Source organism: Noviherbaspirillum sp. FW303-A3, assembly GCF_058788695.1.
Window position 1 is genome coordinate 3,532,485 of sequence record NZ_JBYTAZ010000001.1, and the last position, 16,936, is coordinate 3,549,420.

The window sequence follows — 16,936 nt, forward strand, 5'->3', positions numbered from 1 at the left end:
TATAGAAAAACCATTCTGATCTTGTGTAAAAGACTTGCCAGCAATCGCAGCCCCCGATAGCATCTAAGATGATAAAAAAAACCGGTCGTTCGATTATTTCGACGGGCCGAACCATCCCACCAATCAAGACAAGAGGCAGACAATGGAAAAAATTTGGCTGAAGTCCTATCCCGAGGGCGTTCCGTCCGAGATCGACTACACCCAGTACCGCTCGCTGGTGCACCTGCTGGAAGAATCCTTCCGCAAGTTCGCGTCACGCAACGCCTATGTCTGCATGGACAAGTTCCTGACGTACGCGGACGTCGACCAGTATTCCAAGCAGCTCGGCGCATGGCTGCAGGGCCGCGGCCTGAAGAAGGGCGCGCGCGTCGCCATCATGATGCCGAACGTGCTGCAGTATCCGATCGCCATCGCCGGCGTCCTGCGCGCCGGGTACACCGTCGTCAACGTCAATCCGCTCTACACCCCGCGCGAGCTCGAGCATCAGCTCAACGATTCGGGTGCGGAAGCCATCATCATCCTCGAGAACTTCGCCCACACGCTGGAGCAGGTGATCGGCAAAACCAAGGTCAAGCATGTCGTCGTGGCCAGCATGGGTGAGATGCTGGGCGGCGTGAAGGGCATGATCGTCAACTTCGTCGTGCGCAACGTGAAGAAGATGGTGCCTGCTTTCTCCCTGCCGAATGCGACCCGCTTCAAGCAGGCCCTGTCGGAAGGCGCGCGCAGTGCGCTCAAGCCGGTCGACCTCAGGCACGAAGACATCGCCTTCCTGCAGTACACCGGCGGCACCACGGGCGTCTCGAAGGGCGCGACGCTGACGCATGCCAATATCATTGCCAACGTGCTGCAGAACGACGCATGGGCGCAGCCGGCGCTGAAGGCAGAGCCGAAGATCGACCCGCTGACCATCGTCTGCGCGCTGCCGCTGTACCACATCTTCGCGTTGACAGCCTGCTGCCTGATGGGCACGCGCTGGGGCGCCATGAACATCCTGATCCCGAATCCGCGCGACATTCCCGGCTTCGTGAAGGAACTCGGCAAGTACAAGTTCAACCTGCTGCCTGCGGTGAACACGCTCTATAACGGCCTGCTCAACAATGCCGACTTCTGCAAGCTCGACTTCTCCAGCCTGAAGATCTGCAACGGCGGCGGCATGGCAGTGCAGAAGGCGGTGGCGGACAAGTGGCTGAAGGTTACCGGCTGCCCGATCGTGGAAGGCTACGGCTTGTCCGAGACCTCGCCGTCGGCCACCATCAACCCGGCAACCGCGACCGAATTCTCCGGCGCGATCGGTCTGCCGATCCCGTCCACCGACATCGCGATCCTCGACGACGACGGCAAGCCTGTTCCGCTCGGCCAGCCCGGCGAAATCGGCATCCGCGGCCCGCAGGTCATGGTGGGTTACTGGAACCGTCCTGACGAGACCGCCAAGGTCATGACGCCGGACGGCTACTTCAAGTCGGGCGACGTCGGTATCATGGATGAGCGTGGCTATGTGCGCATTGTCGACCGCAAGAAAGACATGATCCTGGTGTCGGGCTTCAATGTGTATCCGAACGAGATCGAGGGCGTCGTGGCGGCCCATCCGGGCGTGCTGGAGTGCGCATGCATCGGCGTGCCGGATGCCAACTCGGGCGAAGCCGTGAAGCTGTTCGTGGTTCGCAAGGATCCGTCGCTGACGGTCGACCAGCTGATGAACTACTGCAAGGAGCAGTTCACCGGCTACAAGAAACCGAAGTACATCGAGTTCCGCGACGAGCTGCCGAAGACCAACGTCGGCAAGATCCTGCGCCGCGAACTGCGCGACGAGAAGAAGGCCGCCTGATCAGGCGTTCCTTCCGACAGAAACCGCCTGCGCGCCAGGCGGTTTTTTTTCGTCTGCTCAGCCGTTGCGGTTGACGCCGGGCCGGCCGTTTTCGACGACAAAACTTGCGGCGGTCGAGGCGCCCGAGTCCGCCAGCCGGACATCATCCAGCGCCTGGAACCGCACCGTTGCCCCTGACGGTTTCACTTCCATCATCGCGTATCCGCGCCGGTCGCTGCGGCCGTACTTGATGTGCGGATTCTGCGCGACGTACTGGTCGATGCGTGACTGGGGACGCGAACTGGACGTTACCGAGGTGCCGCAGAACTCGGTAGCGATCACCGGATTGCCGGCCGAGGCATTCCTGGAAAAGTCGGCCCTGACGTCGGCTGCATAAAAGGTGTGCACATCGCCCGATATGACGACCGGATTGGCGACCTCGTGCCTGGCCAGCCCATCGAGCAGGCGTTTGCGTGCGGCGGGATAGCCATCCCAGCCATCGTTCCAGAAACGGCCGTCTCCCTCGTTGATCACCGGGACCTGCGAGGCCTGCGCCATGAATGTCTGCTGCGCGAGGATGTTCCACCGTGCCGCCGACGAGGCAAACCCTTCCATCAGCCACGCTTCCTGTTCCTGTCCGAGCAGTGTGCGGGCGGGATCGGCAAGTTCGGTGCAAGCTGTTGTCACGGACGCCGATCCGCCACGATCCGCACGCTGGCATGCGTGGTAGGAGCGGTACTGGCGGTCGTCCAGCACATGGAAGCGCGCCAGGCGCCCCCAGTCGACGCGGTCGTAAATCCGCAGGTGGGCAAATCGCTGCGGACCTTCGGGGAGTGCGGAGAGCCGGACCGGCATGTGTTCGTAGAAGGCCTGGTAGGCTGCCGCCCGGCGCGCGAGGAAATTCGTATCGAGCCGCTCGTCGCGGTCGGCTGCGTAGTCGTTCGCCACTTCATGATCGTCCCAGGTCACGATCCATGGCGCGGCAAGGTGCGATGCCTGCAGATGGGGATCGGACTTGTACTGTGCGTAGCGTGCGCGATAATCCGCCAGCGTGATCGACTCGTTGCTGCGCCGGCGTGGCGAAGCAGGGTGGGTGAGTTCGTACGCGCCCCACTCGTAAATGTAATCACCGAGGAAGGCGACAAGATCGGGAGCTTCGGCCGCGATGTGCCGGTGTGCAGCGTACTGGCCGAACTCCCAGTGCTGGCAGGAGGCAAAAGCAAGGCGCAGCGAGGCGGGCATGGTGTCTGCTGCCGGTGCGGTGCGGGTACGGCCGACCGGGCTCACCGCATCGCCGAGCATGAAGCGGTACCAATACCAGCGGTCAGGATGCAAGCCGGCCGCATCGACGTGGATACTATGCGCCAGTTCGGGCAGCGCTGTTGCGTTGCCCTTTGCTGCGACCTGACGAAAGGCCTCGTCCTCCGCGATCTCCCATTGCACCGAATACGGCTTTTGCCCCGAGGACTGTGCATCGAGCGGGTCGGGCAGTATGCGGGTCCAGAGAACCACGCTGTCCGGCCTGGGCGACCCTGACGCGACGCCCAGGCTGAACGGGTAGGCGTTGATGCGGGTGGCCGCGCCTGAGGGAAATGCCGACGAGAGCGCGGCCAGTGAAAGGAGCCGCGCCGAGAGGGCGAGAAAGCTTCTGCGGTCAGGATGCATGTCGAAGTGAGGCGCGGAAACGGTGCATGCATGGGCATGAACCGTTCCGGTGGTTGCCAGTCAAATCAGGAACGAAAACTGTTGTTGCCGGTCATGCTTGCAACGGCGGCAGTTGCCGGGGCTTGCGCTCCTCGTCGGTCGCGACGTAGGTCAATGTAGCTTCGGTCACCTTCACGGTTTCCACCTGCAGGCGGTTGCGTTCCGCGTAGACCTCGACGTTCACCGTAATCGATGTGTTGCCCACCTTGACGACTTCCGCATAGAAGGAAAGCAGGTCGCCCACGAACACCGGCTGCTTGAATACGAAGGAGTTCACGGCCACCGTCGCCACGCGACCGTTGGCGCGGCGCACTGCCGGCAGCGCGCCGGCGATGTCAACCTGCGCCATGATCCATCCGCCGAAGACATCGCCGTGCACATTGGCATCGGCGGGCATCGGCATCACGCGCAGTTGCGGTACCTTCCCTGTAGGCAGGGTGGTTTGGTGGTCAGTCATTTTCTTCTCCTCTCTGTTGCGGGTAGCCGCCCCGAAAAACGGGCTGGGCTACAATCGTTAAAGCAACAGCATAAACCAAACTTCTTGATCATTTTTCATGAGACGTCATCCCGTATCATCACCCGAGCCGCCAGCCAACCAGGGAACACGCAATGATTGGGTGACGCTCAAGACATTGTTTCCCTATCTCTGGGCCTACAAGTGGCGCATGTTGCTGGCCCTGACTTTCCTGGTCGGCGCCAAGCTGGCGAACGTCGGCGTGCCGATCGTGCTCAAGGCGCTGGTCGACCACATGACGATCAGCCCGGACAATCCCCGCGCATTGCTGGTCTTGCCGGTCGGCATCCTGATCGCGTACGGCATATTGCGCTTGTGTACGACGATGTTTACCGAGCTGCGCGAATTCGTGTTCGCCAAGGTGACGCAGAGTGCGGTGCGTACCGTTGCGCTGAAGGTATTCCGGCATCTGCATGCGCTGTCGCTGCGCTTCCATCTCAACCGTCAGACCGGCGGCATGACGCGCGACATCGAGCGCGGCACGCGCGGCATCTCCTCGCTGGTGTCCTATACGCTGTACAGCATCCTCCCCACGCTGGTCGAAATTTCGCTGGTGATCGGCTACCTGGTGCTGCACTACGACATCTGGTTCGCGGTCATCACCTTCGGCGCGCTCATTGTCTACATCGCCTATACCGTTGCCGTCACCGAATGGCGCACCGCATTCCGCCGGACCATGAACGACCTCGATTCCAAGGCGAACACGCGTGCGATCGACTCGCTCATCAACTATGAAACGGTGAAGTACTTCGGTAACGAAGATTACGAGGCCCGCCGTTACGACAAGAGCCTGCAGAACTGGGAAACGGCCGCCGTGAAGTCGCAGACGTCCCTGTCGCTCCTGAATACCGGCCAATCCCTCATCATCGCCGTCGCCGTGACGCTGATCCTGTGGCGCGCGACCCAAGGCGTGATCGACGGCACGATGACGCTCGGCGACCTGGTGCTGGTCAATGCCTTCATGATCCAGCTCTACATTCCGCTGAATTTCCTCGGCGTGATTTATCGCGAGATCAAGCAAAGCCTGGCCGACATGGAACGGCTCTTCACGCTGCTCGACCAGCACAAGGAAGTCGCCGACAGCCCGGATGCGAAACCGCTCGACATCAAGGGGGCGGAGGTGAGCTTCTCGCATGTCGATTTCAGTTACGAGACCAAGCGGCAGATTCTCTTCGACGTCGATTTCACGATTCCCGCCGGCACGACGACAGCGGTGGTCGGCCACAGCGGATCGGGCAAGTCGACTCTGTCGCGTTTGCTGTTCCGCTTCTACGACATCAACAAGGGCAGCATTACCATCGACGGCCAGGACCTGCGTGCAGTGACGCAAGTATCGCTACGCAAGTCAATCGGCATCGTGCCCCAGGACACCGTGCTGTTCAACGACACGATCGAGTACAACATTGCCTACGGCAAGCCGGATGCGAGCAAGGCCGAGATCGTTGCCGCGGCCAAGGCGGCGTACATCCACGATTTCATCGAAAGCCTTCCCGACGGCTATGCCAGCATGGTCGGAGAACGCGGCCTGAAGTTGTCGGGCGGCGAGAAACAGCGTGTCGCCATTGCGCGCACGCTGCTCAAGAACCCGGCCATCCTGATTTTCGACGAGGCGACTTCCGCGCTCGATTCGAAATCGGAACAGGCCATCCAGGCACAGCTGAAGGAAATCGCGAAGAACCGGACTACGCTGGTGATCGCGCACCGCCTGTCGACCATTGCTGATGCGGCGCAGATCCTCGTGCTTGACCATGGCCGCATCATCGAGCGCGGCACCCATGCGCAGCTGCTCGCTGCCGGCGGCGCATATGCCCAGATGTGGGAGCGTCAGCAGGCCCGCCAGGAGGTGCAATCCTCTTCACCGCGTTCCGATCCGCTCGGGGAGGAGCCGGCGGTCGCGTAAGCGCTTTGCTTCGCCGCCGAACGCGACTAACATAGCGCCATGGAAACCAAGTGGCTGGAAGACTTCATCTCATTGGCCGAGACCCGCAGCTTCAGCCGGTCGGCCGAGTTGCGCCATGTGACGCAGCCGGCATTTTCGCGCCGCATCCAGTCGCTGGAAGCATGGCTGGGCGCCGACCTGATCGACCGCACCTCCTATCCGACCCGGCTGACGCCTGCGGGGGAAGTGTTCTACGAGCAGGCGCTGGAAATGCTGGGCCAGATCAACAACGCGCGCGCACTCCTGCGTGGCAAGCGCCCCACCGCGCAAACCACCGTCGACTTTGCCGTGCCGCACACGCTCTCGCTCACCTTCATGCCCAAGTGGATGACGGAGCTGGAGCAGGGCTTCGGCACGCTCCGTACACGCCTGATCGCGCTGAACGTGCATGATGCGGTGATGACGATGGTGGAGGGTGGCTGCGACCTCCTGCTGTGCTACCACCATCCGCGCCAGCCGGTGCAGCTCGATGCCAGCCGCTACGAGATGCTTACCCTTGGCAACGAAGCCTTGCGGGCCTATGCACGTTGCGACCGCAGCGGTACACCGGAGTTTTCCCTGCCCGGCAGCGCGAAGTCGCCGCTGCCTTTCCTGTCCTACACAAGCAACGCCTATCTCGGCCGCATGGTCGAGCTGATCCTCACCGATGCCAAGCGTCCGCTGCACCTCGAAAAACGCTACGAGACCGACATGGCAGAAGGCCTCAAAATGATGGCGCTCGAGGGCCATGGCGTCGTGTTCCTGCCGGAATCGGCCGTCACGCGCGAGCTCAAGCAGAAGCAGCTTGCACGCGCCGACGGCGGAAACGCAGAGTGGGAGGTCAACATGGAAATCCGCCTCTACCGCGAGCGTCCGACCGCGCAGCGCCCGGGCAAGCCGGTCGTTTCGCGCCTGTGGGATTATCTCGTGCAGCGCAGCCAGGCGCAGGCAAAAGCACGGGCGCGCAAGCGCAGCACGAGCCGCGCAGGCGCCTGATCCCCTCCATTTCCCGATATGTTTAAACTATGCATTTCATGCATAGTTACATGCGCACAAAGCATTGGATTTGCTGCAACGCGTTGCAATAGCATGCCATTCGTATCGCACCTATCGATATCCGATGAGGGCGACTGAACCTACAAGGAGCAGTGGCAGCATGTCCAGCAAACACGAAGTGCCGTCTTACCTGACACCGCACGAAATCGGCCCCTGGGGCGTTTACCTCGAACAGATCGACCGCGTCACGCCGCACCTCGGCACCCTCGCACGCTGGGTCGAAACCCTGAAGCGCCCGAAGCGCATCCTGATCGTCGACGTGCCCATCGAGCGCGACGACGGCACCATCGCGCATTTCGAAGGCTACCGTGTCCAGCACAATACGTCGCGCGGCCCGGGCAAGGGCGGTGTGCGTTTCCACCAGGATGTGACGCTGTCGGAAGTGATGGCATTGTCCGCCTGGATGACGGTCAAGAACGCCGCGGTCAACGTGCCGTACGGCGGCGCCAAGGGCGGCATCCGCGTCGATCCGCGCACCTTGTCGACCGGCGAACTGCAGCGCATGACGCGCCGCTACACCAGCGAAATCAACATCATCATCGGCCCCAACAAGGATATCCCGGCGCCGGACGTCAACACCAACGAGAAGGTGATGGCGTGGATGATGGATACCTACTCCATGAACCAGGGCAGCACCGCCACCGGCGTCGTCACCGGCAAGCCGATTTCCCTCGGCGGCAGCCTGGGACGCCACGAGGCGACCGGCCGCGGCGTGTACGTTGTCGGCTGCGAAGCGGCGGCAAAGCGCGGGCTGGATATCAAGGGTGCGCGTATCGCCGTGCAGGGCTTCGGTAACGTGGGCGGCATCGCGGCGCGCCTGTTCGCGGAGGCGGGCGCCAAGGTCGTTGCTGTCCAGGACCACATCGGCACTATCGTGCGCGACACCGGTATCGACGTCGCCGCATTACAGGCGCATGTGAAGCAGCACGGCAGCGTCGCCGGGTTCGGCGGAGCGGAAGCCATTTCCGATCGCGGCAGTTTCTGGGAAGTGGATTGCGACATCCTGATCCCGGCCGCGCTCGAGCAGCAGATCACCGAGGCCAATGCCGACAAGATCCGCGCGAAGATCATCCTTGAAGGTGCCAACGGCCCGACGACACCGGCGGCGGACGACATCCTGCACGAAAAAGGCGTTCTGGTCGTGCCCGACGTTATCGCCAACGCGGGCGGTGTGACGGTGAGCTACTTCGAATGGGTGCAGGATTTTTCGAGCTTCTTCTGGACCGAAGACGAGATCAACCAGCGGCTCACGCGCATCATGCGCGAAGCTTTCACCGCCGTCTGGCAGCTCGCCGAGGAAAAGAAAGTATCGCTGCGCACGGCCGCGTTCATCGTGGCATGTACCCGGGTCCTGCAGGCGCGCGAGATGCGCGGCCTCTATCCCTGATCGCGCCCGAAGGACTATAGTAAGAAAAGAGCGGCGGGCAACGGACCCGCCGCATGGAAAACAAGCTGCCGCCACAAATACAATACAAGCAGGCGGCGCTTGGTTGCAGCACAGCATGAGCAGGAGACCTTATGCATGCCTTATCCCCGGCAGCCCCGAAAGGCGGGGCGTCACCCTCGCGTGCAGCGAAGCGCCAGAGCAGCTTCCCGCGTGCACGGCAACAACAAGCCGAAGCATTTCCGCCGAATGACGTGCTATTGTTTGGTCTGCGTGCCCATGCGCAGAATTCCAATGGCTTCGTCGCGGCAGGCGATGCTTTCTCCGCCGAGCCTTACGCCATCCAGCCGCGCAAGGACATCGCTCCCTTCCAGGCCCTGATCGATCGCGATACGGGGCGGCGGTCAACGAAGGGCAGATCTACAGCAGTTCCGCACTTGGTTCAAGAATCCCGTTCCCGGCATGGTCGTCAGTGCAGGGTGCGGGTGCGTAGTACCACGTAAGGGTTCGCGCACCATCGTGATGCGAATCGCAGGCAGTCAACGTGACGTCGCTAAGGCACGTTTTTCGCAATGAAGGGATTCACTTTGAAAGCCGGCTTGGGGAATGCCTTCTAGTCAGCTTTTAAAGCATTCCTTTTGGTACACTAGGCCTCGCAACATTTTCCTGGAGACAATATGAAACTATCGAAGCTCATCACCGTCCTGATCGCCACCGGAGCAATCGCCGGCACGGCTCAAGCGCAAGACCTGACCGGAACGCTGAAGAAGATCAAGGATACCGGCACCATTACCGTTGGTCACCGCGAGTCTTCCGTACCGTTCTCTTACCTCGACGACAAGCAGCAGCCCATCGGCTATGCCATGGACCTGTGCATGAAGATCGTCGACGCGGTGAAGACGGAACTCAAGCTGCCCAACCTGAAGGTGAACCTGCAGCCGGTGACGTCCAGCAACCGTATCCCGCTGCTGCAGAATGGCACCATCGACCTGGAGTGCGGTTCCACCACCAATTCCGTCGTGCGCCAGCAGCAAGTCGCCTTCGGCCCGACCTACTTCGTGGTCAACGTGACCGCGGCGGTCAAGAAGACGTCCAATATCAACTCGCTGGCCGACCTCGGCGGCAAGACGATCTCCACCACGTCCGGCACCACCTCGGTTCCGCTGCTCAAGGCCTACGAAAAGACCAAGGCCGTCGATGTCAAGGAAATCTACGGCAAGGACCATGCGGAATCCTTCCTGCTGATGGCCGACGACCGTTCGCAAGCCTTCGTGATGGACGACATCCTGCTGGCTGGCCAGATCGCCAACTCGCGCAACCCGAGCGACTTCAAGATCATCCAGGAATCGCTGCGCCAGGAACCGTACAGCATGATGCTGCGCAAGGATGACCCGCAGTTCAAGGCGCTGGTCGACAAGACCGTCGGCGGCGTGATGAAGTCGGGCGAGATCGAGAAGATCTACTTCAAGTGGTTCCAGAGCCCGGTTCCGCCGAAGGGCATCAACATCAACTTCCCGATGACCCCGGCAATCCGCGAGGCATTCAAGAACCCGAACGACAAGGGCGTTCAGTAATCGCTTCGCATGAGAAGCAGGGCCGGACGGGCGTCATCGCCATTCCGGCTTTTTTTTAGCTGCGGCCGCAGCTGAAGCTGCTTAATTTTCTGCGCAAGTTGACCTGCGCAGAAACTTCGATTTGGGGCCGGGGCAAACGCGCCGGCCCATTGTGCGGCGCAAAGCTGCGCAAGCTGGGAGAAACAATAATGAATTTGGGGATTTTTTTCGAGCAGGTGCCTGACGGCGACGGAACCTGGATCGAGATGCTGCTTTCCGGCCTGGGCTGGACGCTGTCCACCGCGGCACTCGCCTGGATCATGGCATTCGTACTCGGTTCGATCATCGGCGTGGCGCGCACCACGGACAAGCCATGGCTGGTCAAGCTCGGCAACGCATATGTCGAGCTGTTCCGCAACATTCCGCTGATCGTCCAGTTTTTCGTCTGGTACTTCGTTATTCCAGGCATCATTCCGGCGGTCAAGGCATGGGTAGTGACGCTGGATCCGACTGAACATCAGTTCGTCACGGCCGTCGTTTGCCTGGGCTTCTTTACCTCGTCGCGTATCGCGGAGCAGGTGCGTTCCGGCATCCAGTCGTTGTCGCGCGGGCAGCGCAATGCCGGCTATGCACTGGGGCTCACGCAGATCCAGACTTACCGCTACGTGCTGCTGCCGATGGCCTATCGCATCATCATCCCGCCGCTCACGTCGGAGGTGATGAATCTGATCAAGAATACCGCGGTGGCGTATTCCATCGGCCTCGTCGAACTCTTCTTCCGTACGCGTGAAATGGGCGAGATGACCTTCCGGTACTTCGAAGTCTTCGCCGCAACGACGCTGATTTACGTCGTGATCGCAATGACGGCGAATCGCGTGATGGCATTCATCGAGCGCAAGGTCGCCGTGCCCGGTTACATCGCAGGAGGCAAATAATGGGTGATCTCGATTTTGACGTCGTAGTACGCACCTGGCCCTACCTGCTGACCGGCCTGCAATACACCCTGCAGCTGACGGTGGTAGCCGCTATCGGTGGAACAATTTTCGGTACCTTGCTCGCCATGGCGCGCCTGTCGGCCTTCAAGCCGCTCTCGATGCTGGCCGCCGGTTACGTGAACCTGATGCGTTCGATCCCGCTGCTGCTGGTGATCTTCTGGTTCTACTTCCTGGTGCCGGTGGTGCTGCAGGCGATTACCGGTTCGGAGCGGCCGATCCAGCTCGGCGCTGACCGTTCGGCATACATCACCTTCATCATGTTCGAAGCAGCGTATTTCTGCGAGATCATGCGTGCCGGTATCCAGAGTATCCCGAAGGGACAGGTCTACGCCGGCTATGCGCTGGGACTCACGTATCGCCAGTCGATGCAGCTGGTGATCCTGCCGCAGGCATTCCGCAACATGCTGCCGATTCTCCTGACACAGACCATCGTGCTGTTCCAGGACGTGTCGCTGGTATCGCTGCTCAACGTCACGGACTTTGTCGGTGCATCGGTCAAGATCGCGCAGCGCGACAGCCGCGTGGTCGAGATGTACCTGTTCGTCGCCATCGTTTATTTCGCACTCTGCTTCATGCTGTCCACGCTGGTCAAGCGCCTGCAGAAGCGTATCGCCATCATTCGCTAAGGATAACGAAATGATTGAAATCAAAAATGTCAGCAAATGGTATGGAAGCTTCCAGGTACTGACCGACTGTACGACCCGCGTTGCCAAGGGTGACGTGATGGTGGTCTGCGGCCCGTCCGGCTCCGGAAAATCGACCCTCATCAAGACGGTCAACGGACTGGAACCGTTCCAGAAGGGCGAGATTCTGGTCAACAACGTGTCCGTCGGCGATCCGAAGACCGACCTGCCGAAACTGCGCTCGAACATCGGCATGGTGTTCCAGAATTTCGAACTGTTCCCGCACCTGACGATCCGCAAGAACCTGACGCTGGCCCAGGTCAAGGTGCTGGGACGCAGCGAGGAAGAGGCGGCCGAGAAGGGACTGAAGTATCTTGACCGCGTCGGCCTGATCGCGCAAAAGGACAAATTTCCCGGCCAGTTGTCCGGCGGCCAGCAGCAGCGTGTGGCAATCGCCCGCGCGCTGTCGATGGACCCGATCGCGATGCTGTTCGACGAACCGACCTCGGCACTCGACCCGGAAATGATCAATGAAGTGCTCGACGTCATGGTTGGCCTCGCGCAGGAAGGCATGACGATGATGGTGGTGACCCACGAAATGGGCTTTGCCCGCAAGGTCGCCAACCGCGTGGTCTTCATGGACAAGGGATTCATCGTCGAGGATTGCACCAAGGACGAGTTCTTCGGCTCGCCGCGCTCCGACCGTGCGCGGGATTTCCTGGCGAAGATCATTACGCACTGACACCTTCATCGCAGCCCCGAAGCCGTTTCCGCCGTCCGGCCGAAACGGCTTTTTTGTGCCCGATGGGGCGTGCGCGGCGGGTAAAATAACGGCACTCTCAAGAAAGTACCGCCATGCCTACCCAAATCATTTCCAGCATCTCCCTCACTCGTCCCGACGATTGGCATTTGCATCTGCGCGATGGCGCGGCAATGGCCAGCGTTTTGCCTCATAGCGCGCGCCAGTTTGCCCGCGCGATCGTCATGCCGAACCTCAAGCCGCCGGTCACGACGACGGCCCAGGCCTCCGCCTATCGTGACCGCATCCTGGCCGCGCTGCCTGCCGGCATGGCGTTCGAACCCTTGATGACGCTGTATCTCACGGACAACACGCCGCCCGATGAAATCCGCCGCGCCAAGGATAGCGGCTTTGTGCATGCGGTAAAGCTGTATCCCGCCGGCGCGACGACCAATTCCGACGCCGGCGTAACGCAATTGTCGAAATGCCACAAAGCGCTCGAAGTCATGCAGGAAGTCGGCATGCCTTTCCTCGTGCATGGCGAAGTGACAGACCCGGCGGTCGATATCTTCGATCGTGAAGCCGTCTTCATCGACAAGGTAATGGAACCCCTCCGCCGTGACATGCCTGCGCTGAAGGTGGTGTTCGAGCACATCACCACCAAGGATGCCGCCCAGTACGTGACCGACGCCGACGGGCCGGTCGGTGCGACGATCACCGCGCACCACCTGCTGTATAACCGCAATGAAATCTTCAAGGGCGGCATCCGCCCCCATTACTACTGCCTGCCGGTCCTCAAGCGTGAAGAGCACCGTCAGGCGCTGGTGCGTGCGGCTACCTCCGGCAGCGCGAAATTCTTCCTCGGCACCGACTCCGCGCCGCATCCTAAGGGTCTCAAGGAGCACGCCTGCGGATGCGCCGGCTGCTACACCGCCTTGCATGCGATGGAGCTGTATGCCCAGGCATTCGACGCAGCCGGCGCGCTGGACAAGCTGGAAGCCTTCGCCAGCGTTAATGGTCCGGCCTTCTACGGCCTGCCGCGCAACAACGGCACCATTACGCTGCATCGTGAAACCTGGACTCTCCCCACGGAAGTGCCGATGGGCGAAACGACCGTCGTGCCGCTGAATGGCGGCGAGCCGATTGGCTGGAAGCTTGCCTGACGTTGTCGGCTCCGTTGAAGGGGCGCCATTCCTCGCAGAGATCGATTGGCGGCGCCCCTGGCTGGGGAACATTTGGGAAGCGGCGCAACCACTCCTGCAGGCCGAAGGCTGGCGAGAAGCTCTGAACCAGGCAGCACAGCGCGCCGGTCTTCGCAATCACCTCGGCAAACCGGTCCGCTTCGTTCCCCAAGCCAGCCTGCCGGACGGCATGGCCTATGAGGCGTTCATCAGTGCCAGCGGCGGTGTACCGACGCGCGACAATCTGCACGACTTCTTCAACGCCCTCGTCTGGCTCACTTTTCCAAAGATCAAGGTTCAGCTCAATGCACTGCAGGCGGCCGAAATTGCGCGTGCTCAGGACCAGGGTACGTCGCAAGGGGGCAAGGTAAGGGGCAGGGTGCGCGATGCGGCGACGCTCTTCGATGAGAATGCCGCCCTGCTTGTCACCAGCAACCCAAGCCTGCTGGACGCGCTCCGCGCGCATCGGTGGACTGAGGCGTTCATGGAGTGTCGGGATACCTTCTGGCGTGACTGCGACGTGTGCCTGTTCGGCCACGCGCTGATGGAAAAACTTGTGCGCCCGTACAAGGCAATTACCGCACACGCATGGCCGGTGCTGGTCGACGCTTCATTCTTCGAGCTGCCGGCGGCGGAAAGGATGGCCCGCCTGGACGTCATCGTTTCCACACAACTTCAAAAAGGGCTGGCCAGCGCGGATTTCACGCCCTTGCCTATCCTTGGCGTGCCCGGATGGCAGGAAGGGCAGGATGCCGCCTTTTATGCCGACACATCCGTCTTCCGGCCAAAACGGCAGGAACGAGGCTGATAAAAAGAAAAGGCACCCGAAGGTGCCTTTTCGATACTGCATTCAAATCAAGGCAGGCTTACGCCCGCGGTTGATTAGAACTTGTGGCGGATACCAACGTTGAACACGTTTGCGTCTGCGCCCACAACTGCGTCTTGATCCAGACGGCCGTAGGAGGTGTACAGGTTGGTACGCTTCGACAGTGCGTGGGTGTAGCCGATCGCGAACAGGTCTGCCTCAGCATTTGCGGTGCGGAAGTCGGTACGGTTCCAGGAAGCCAGAACGGTGCCAGCGCCAACCGGAGCGGAAACGCCGAGCAGGTAGTTGCGAGCCTTGGTGGAGCCGGCTGCGGTTTCAGCTTCGCTGTTGCCGAATGCTGCGTGCAGGTTTGCAACGCCGAAGTTGAACTTCGCGCCCAGGAACAGCTTGGTGTTGTCTGCATCAGCTGCAGCTGCGGTAGCGCGCAGGTCGGAAGCGTGGTACGCGAACTGAACATTCAGCGGGCCGTTAGCATAGCCAGCGCCGACGCCGAGTTGACGGCCAGCGCCTTGGCTGCCAGCAACTTCGCCCAGGCCATAGATGGCGGAAGCGGAGATGCCGCCCATTGCCGGAGCGGAGTAAGCGATAGCGTTGCTAACGCGGATCGGGTAGCCGGCCAGCGTGCCGAACGGGCCGGAAGCGTCGCCTGCCAGACCGGTTTCAAACGGGTCGATGGTGTCCACAGCGATGTGGAACGGGGAGTACTGACGACCGAAGGTCACAGCACCGAAGCCGCCCTTCAGGCCAACGAAAGCCTGACGGTTGAACAGGGTGTTAGCGGTGCCCAGGGCGCCGGTGTCGATTGCAAAGCCGTTTTCCAGTTGGAAGATTGCGGACAGACCACCGCCCAGATCTTCCGTGCCCTTGAAGCCGATGCGGCTGCCGGACTGGATGCCGCTGTTCAGGCTCCAGGTTGCCTCGGTGCCCGGTGCGTTCGTGTCAGTGCGTGCGATACCGACGTCAGCAACACCGTAGATGGTGACGTTGGTTTGTGCGGAAGCTGCGCCTGCGAAGGCACCCAGAACTGCGAGCGCGAGAAGCGATTTTTTCATTGAATAATCCCCAAAGGTTTATCGAGCTAAGATTTTTGTAGTGCGTTCGACAAGGCCACTAGTGAGAACGTCCCTGCCGAAGGAAGCTTCCTGATCATTTATTTAACCGGGTAGCTGGTGGATATTTCATCAAATATCGGGACTGACCACAAAGAGAATTTCGGTTTTGCAGCTGCTTCTAGGCGCTTCTGTGGTGTTCTTGCAACGAAGTGGCGCATGAGCAATGGCGCAGTGATAATGATTTGCACCTAAATGGTGCAAATATTCGGAAGCTGCAAGGAGCCGCAGGATAATCGCATGGCTGCGCAATAACGGCAGGTATTGCCTGCCGCTTTAATCGGCGGGCAATAAAAAAACGGGCTCTTTCGAGCCCGTTTCATACCCAATTGAATTGGCGGCCAGCCGCTGGCCGCGCAACCCGATTAGAACAGGTGGTTCACACCAACAGCGATGTCGCGCTGGCGGCGGTTGCCAGCAGACAGAGCAGTGGCGGCACCGTCAAACTTCTTGTTCGTGATCAGGCCGTACAGGTTGGTGCGCTTGGACAGAGCGTAGGTTGCGCCGAGCATCAGGTTGTCCTTGTCGCCAGTGGTCGCACCGCTCAGCTTGGTCTTGTAGAACGCGCCAGTCAGCTCAACAGCCGGGGAAACTGCATAGTTGACACCAGCCCACATCCAGCGGGTCTTGGCATCCGCGCCTGCAGCTGCCTCAGCCTCTTGGTTCACGTAGCCTGCGGTTACACGAGCCGGGCCGAACTTGTAGGCTGCGCCGAGGGTCCAGTAGTCGGTGTCGAGCGTACCCGTTGCGTTTTCACGCTGGTTGTATGCGCCGCCGACAGACAGCGGGCCGGATGCAAAGGTGCCGCCGATGGACTTCGCGGAGCTGGCGCCGGTGTCGCCGGGGACTTCGCCCAGTGCGTATTCAGCGCGAACCGTCACCGCACCGAAGGTACCGATGTACTGGACATCGTTGTTGTAACGAACGCCGGCGCTCGAAGCAACAGCGTCAGCGATGCCAGGATACTTGTAGCCGAACGGATCGTAGGCAGCGATGGTCTTGAACGGAACCGTGTACTGACGGCCGAAGTCCAGGGAGCCCCAGGCACCGCCCAGACCGACAGCAGCGGTACGGTTGAACAGGGTGTTCGCTGCGTCGAGTGCGCCGGTGCCGGTGTTGAAGCCGGATTCCAGCGTGAAGTGGGCATTCAGGCCACCGCCGAGGTCTTCAACGCCTTTGAAGCCGATACGGTTCGAGTTGTACGTACCGTTCGAGCCCATGGTCAGGTTGTTGTCGCCGGCTGCATTCACGTTGGTGGTGTGACGGACGCCGCCATCGAACGAACCGTAGATGGTCACGTTGGATTGAGCTTGTGCTGCACCTGCAAATGCACCCAGAACTGCCAGTGCGAGAAGCGATTTCTTCATTAATTATCTCCAAGGGTTGGCGTGCTAAAATTTTTTTGAATTGCCTATTAATGCACTCAGCGAAGCCACTAGTGGTAACGTCCCCGCCGACACTTCCGAACGCTTTGGTCAAGAAGCTATTAGCGATTTCATCAAATGTCCCCATTTTGGGCAAAGAGAATTT

General features: G+C 60.7%; 15 protein-coding genes. 11 read left to right on the top strand and 4 right to left on the bottom strand.

Translation table 11 applies throughout. The features are described from left to right. Positions 1–142 precede the first annotated feature (142 nt). Positions 143–1,825, top strand: coding sequence for a long-chain fatty acid--CoA ligase (locus tag AC3WOY_RS17075; protein ID WP_492425852.1), 1,683 nt, complete (start codon positions 143–145; stop codon positions 1,823–1,825). Between the two features lie 57 nt (positions 1,826–1,882). On the opposite strand, the gene AC3WOY_RS17080 is transcribed toward AC3WOY_RS17075, so the two are convergent. Next, positions 1,883–3,469 (bottom strand): alkaline phosphatase D family protein, encoded by a 1,587-nt coding sequence (locus AC3WOY_RS17080; RefSeq protein WP_492425854.1) that lies wholly within the window; start codon positions 3,467–3,469, stop codon positions 1,883–1,885. A gap of 91 nt (positions 3,470–3,560) precedes the next feature. Beyond that, complete coding sequence (locus AC3WOY_RS17085; RefSeq protein ID WP_492425856.1) at positions 3,561–3,965, bottom strand: acyl-CoA thioesterase; 405 nt, start codon at positions 3,963–3,965, stop codon at positions 3,561–3,563. 97 nt (positions 3,966–4,062) lie between these two features. Between AC3WOY_RS17085 and AC3WOY_RS17090 the strand changes: the two genes are divergently transcribed. The 10 genes from AC3WOY_RS17090 to AC3WOY_RS17135 all read left to right on the top strand — a co-directional run bounded on the left by AC3WOY_RS17090 (position 4,063) and on the right by AC3WOY_RS17135 (position 14,279). Next, positions 4,063–5,922 (top strand): ABCB family ABC transporter ATP-binding protein/permease, encoded by a 1,860-nt coding sequence (locus AC3WOY_RS17090; RefSeq protein ID WP_492425858.1) that lies wholly within the window; start codon positions 4,063–4,065, stop codon positions 5,920–5,922. Between the two features lie 39 nt (positions 5,923–5,961). Continuing rightward, positions 5,962–6,936: a LysR family transcriptional regulator gene (locus AC3WOY_RS17095; RefSeq protein WP_492425860.1), complete on the top strand. Its 975-nt coding sequence runs from the start codon at positions 5,962–5,964 to the stop codon at positions 6,934–6,936. Between the two features lie 160 nt (positions 6,937–7,096). Further along, positions 7,097–8,383 carry a Glu/Leu/Phe/Val family dehydrogenase gene (locus AC3WOY_RS17100; RefSeq protein ID WP_492425862.1) on the top strand — a complete coding sequence of 429 codons (1,287 nt, stop codon included), beginning with the start codon at positions 7,097–7,099 and terminating at the stop codon, positions 8,381–8,383. Positions 8,384–8,514: 131 nt separating this feature from the next. Further along, positions 8,515–8,883 carry a hypothetical protein gene (locus tag AC3WOY_RS17105; protein ID WP_492425864.1) on the top strand — a complete coding sequence of 123 codons (369 nt, stop codon included), beginning with the start codon at positions 8,515–8,517 and terminating at the stop codon, positions 8,881–8,883. A 174-nt stretch (positions 8,884–9,057) separates the two neighbouring features. Then, on the top strand, positions 9,058–9,954 hold the full coding sequence (locus tag AC3WOY_RS17110) for a transporter substrate-binding domain-containing protein (protein WP_492425866.1): 897 nt from the start codon (positions 9,058–9,060) through the stop codon (positions 9,952–9,954). 188 nt (positions 9,955–10,142) lie between these two features. After that, positions 10,143–10,868 (top strand): amino acid ABC transporter permease, encoded by a 726-nt coding sequence (locus AC3WOY_RS17115; RefSeq protein WP_492425868.1) that lies wholly within the window; start codon positions 10,143–10,145, stop codon positions 10,866–10,868. Continuing rightward, the gene (locus AC3WOY_RS17120) at positions 10,868–11,554 is read left to right on the top strand and encodes an amino acid ABC transporter permease (RefSeq protein WP_492425870.1); all 687 of its coding nucleotides are present in this window, start codon (positions 10,868–10,870) and stop codon (positions 11,552–11,554) included. Before AC3WOY_RS17115 ends, AC3WOY_RS17120 begins: the two co-directional genes overlap by 1 nt. A gap of 10 nt (positions 11,555–11,564) precedes the next feature. Beyond that, the gene (locus AC3WOY_RS17125; protein WP_492425872.1) at positions 11,565–12,293 is read left to right on the top strand and encodes an amino acid ABC transporter ATP-binding protein; all 729 of its coding nucleotides are present in this window, start codon (positions 11,565–11,567) and stop codon (positions 12,291–12,293) included. A gap of 113 nt (positions 12,294–12,406) precedes the next feature. Then, positions 12,407–13,453, top strand: coding sequence for a dihydroorotase (gene pyrC / locus AC3WOY_RS17130; protein WP_492425874.1), 1,047 nt, complete (start codon positions 12,407–12,409; stop codon positions 13,451–13,453). Continuing rightward, positions 13,446–14,279, top strand: coding sequence for a DUF3025 domain-containing protein (locus AC3WOY_RS17135; protein ID WP_492425876.1), 834 nt, complete (start codon positions 13,446–13,448; stop codon positions 14,277–14,279). Before pyrC ends, AC3WOY_RS17135 begins: the two co-directional genes overlap by 8 nt. Before the next feature lie 74 nt (positions 14,280–14,353). On the opposite strand, the gene AC3WOY_RS17140 is transcribed toward AC3WOY_RS17135, so the two are convergent. Both AC3WOY_RS17140 and AC3WOY_RS17145 read right to left on the bottom strand, forming a co-directional pair. Further along, the gene (locus AC3WOY_RS17140) at positions 14,354–15,349 is read right to left on the bottom strand and encodes a porin (protein WP_492425878.1); all 996 of its coding nucleotides are present in this window, start codon (positions 15,347–15,349) and stop codon (positions 14,354–14,356) included. A 422-nt stretch (positions 15,350–15,771) separates the two neighbouring features. Next, positions 15,772–16,773 (bottom strand): porin, encoded by a 1,002-nt coding sequence (locus AC3WOY_RS17145; protein ID WP_492425880.1) that lies wholly within the window; start codon positions 16,771–16,773, stop codon positions 15,772–15,774. Between the last annotated feature and the right edge of the window lie 163 nt (positions 16,774–16,936).

Bases quoted from the DNA above. Each gene is read 5' to 3' on its own strand.
- AC3WOY_RS17105 (WP_492425864.1), top strand. From the start codon at position 8,515: ATGCATGCCTTATCCCCGGCAGCCCCGAAAGGCGGGGCGTCACCCTCG.
- AC3WOY_RS17120 (WP_492425870.1), top strand. From the start codon at position 10,868: ATGGGTGATCTCGATTTTGACGTCGTAGTACGCACCTGGCCCTACCTG.
- AC3WOY_RS17095 (WP_492425860.1), top strand. From the start codon at position 5,962: ATGGAAACCAAGTGGCTGGAAGACTTCATCTCATTGGCCGAGACCCGC.
- AC3WOY_RS17090 (WP_492425858.1), top strand. From the start codon at position 4,063: ATGAGACGTCATCCCGTATCATCACCCGAGCCGCCAGCCAACCAGGGA.
- AC3WOY_RS17140 (WP_492425878.1), bottom strand. From the start codon at position 15,349: ATGAAAAAATCGCTTCTCGCGCTCGCAGTTCTGGGTGCCTTCGCAGGC.
- AC3WOY_RS17125 (WP_492425872.1), top strand. From the start codon at position 11,565: ATGATTGAAATCAAAAATGTCAGCAAATGGTATGGAAGCTTCCAGGTA.
- AC3WOY_RS17075 (WP_492425852.1), top strand. From the start codon at position 143: ATGGAAAAAATTTGGCTGAAGTCCTATCCCGAGGGCGTTCCGTCCGAG.
- AC3WOY_RS17115 (WP_492425868.1), top strand. From the start codon at position 10,143: ATGAATTTGGGGATTTTTTTCGAGCAGGTGCCTGACGGCGACGGAACC.
- AC3WOY_RS17100 (WP_492425862.1), top strand. From the start codon at position 7,097: ATGTCCAGCAAACACGAAGTGCCGTCTTACCTGACACCGCACGAAATC.
- AC3WOY_RS17085 (WP_492425856.1), bottom strand. From the start codon at position 3,965: ATGACTGACCACCAAACCACCCTGCCTACAGGGAAGGTACCGCAACTG.
- AC3WOY_RS17145 (WP_492425880.1), bottom strand. From the start codon at position 16,773: ATGAAGAAATCGCTTCTCGCACTGGCAGTTCTGGGTGCATTTGCAGGT.
- AC3WOY_RS17110 (WP_492425866.1), top strand. From the start codon at position 9,058: ATGAAACTATCGAAGCTCATCACCGTCCTGATCGCCACCGGAGCAATC.
- pyrC (WP_492425874.1), top strand. From the start codon at position 12,407: ATGCCTACCCAAATCATTTCCAGCATCTCCCTCACTCGTCCCGACGAT.
- AC3WOY_RS17080 (WP_492425854.1), bottom strand. From the start codon at position 3,469: ATGCATCCTGACCGCAGAAGCTTTCTCGCCCTCTCGGCGCGGCTCCTT.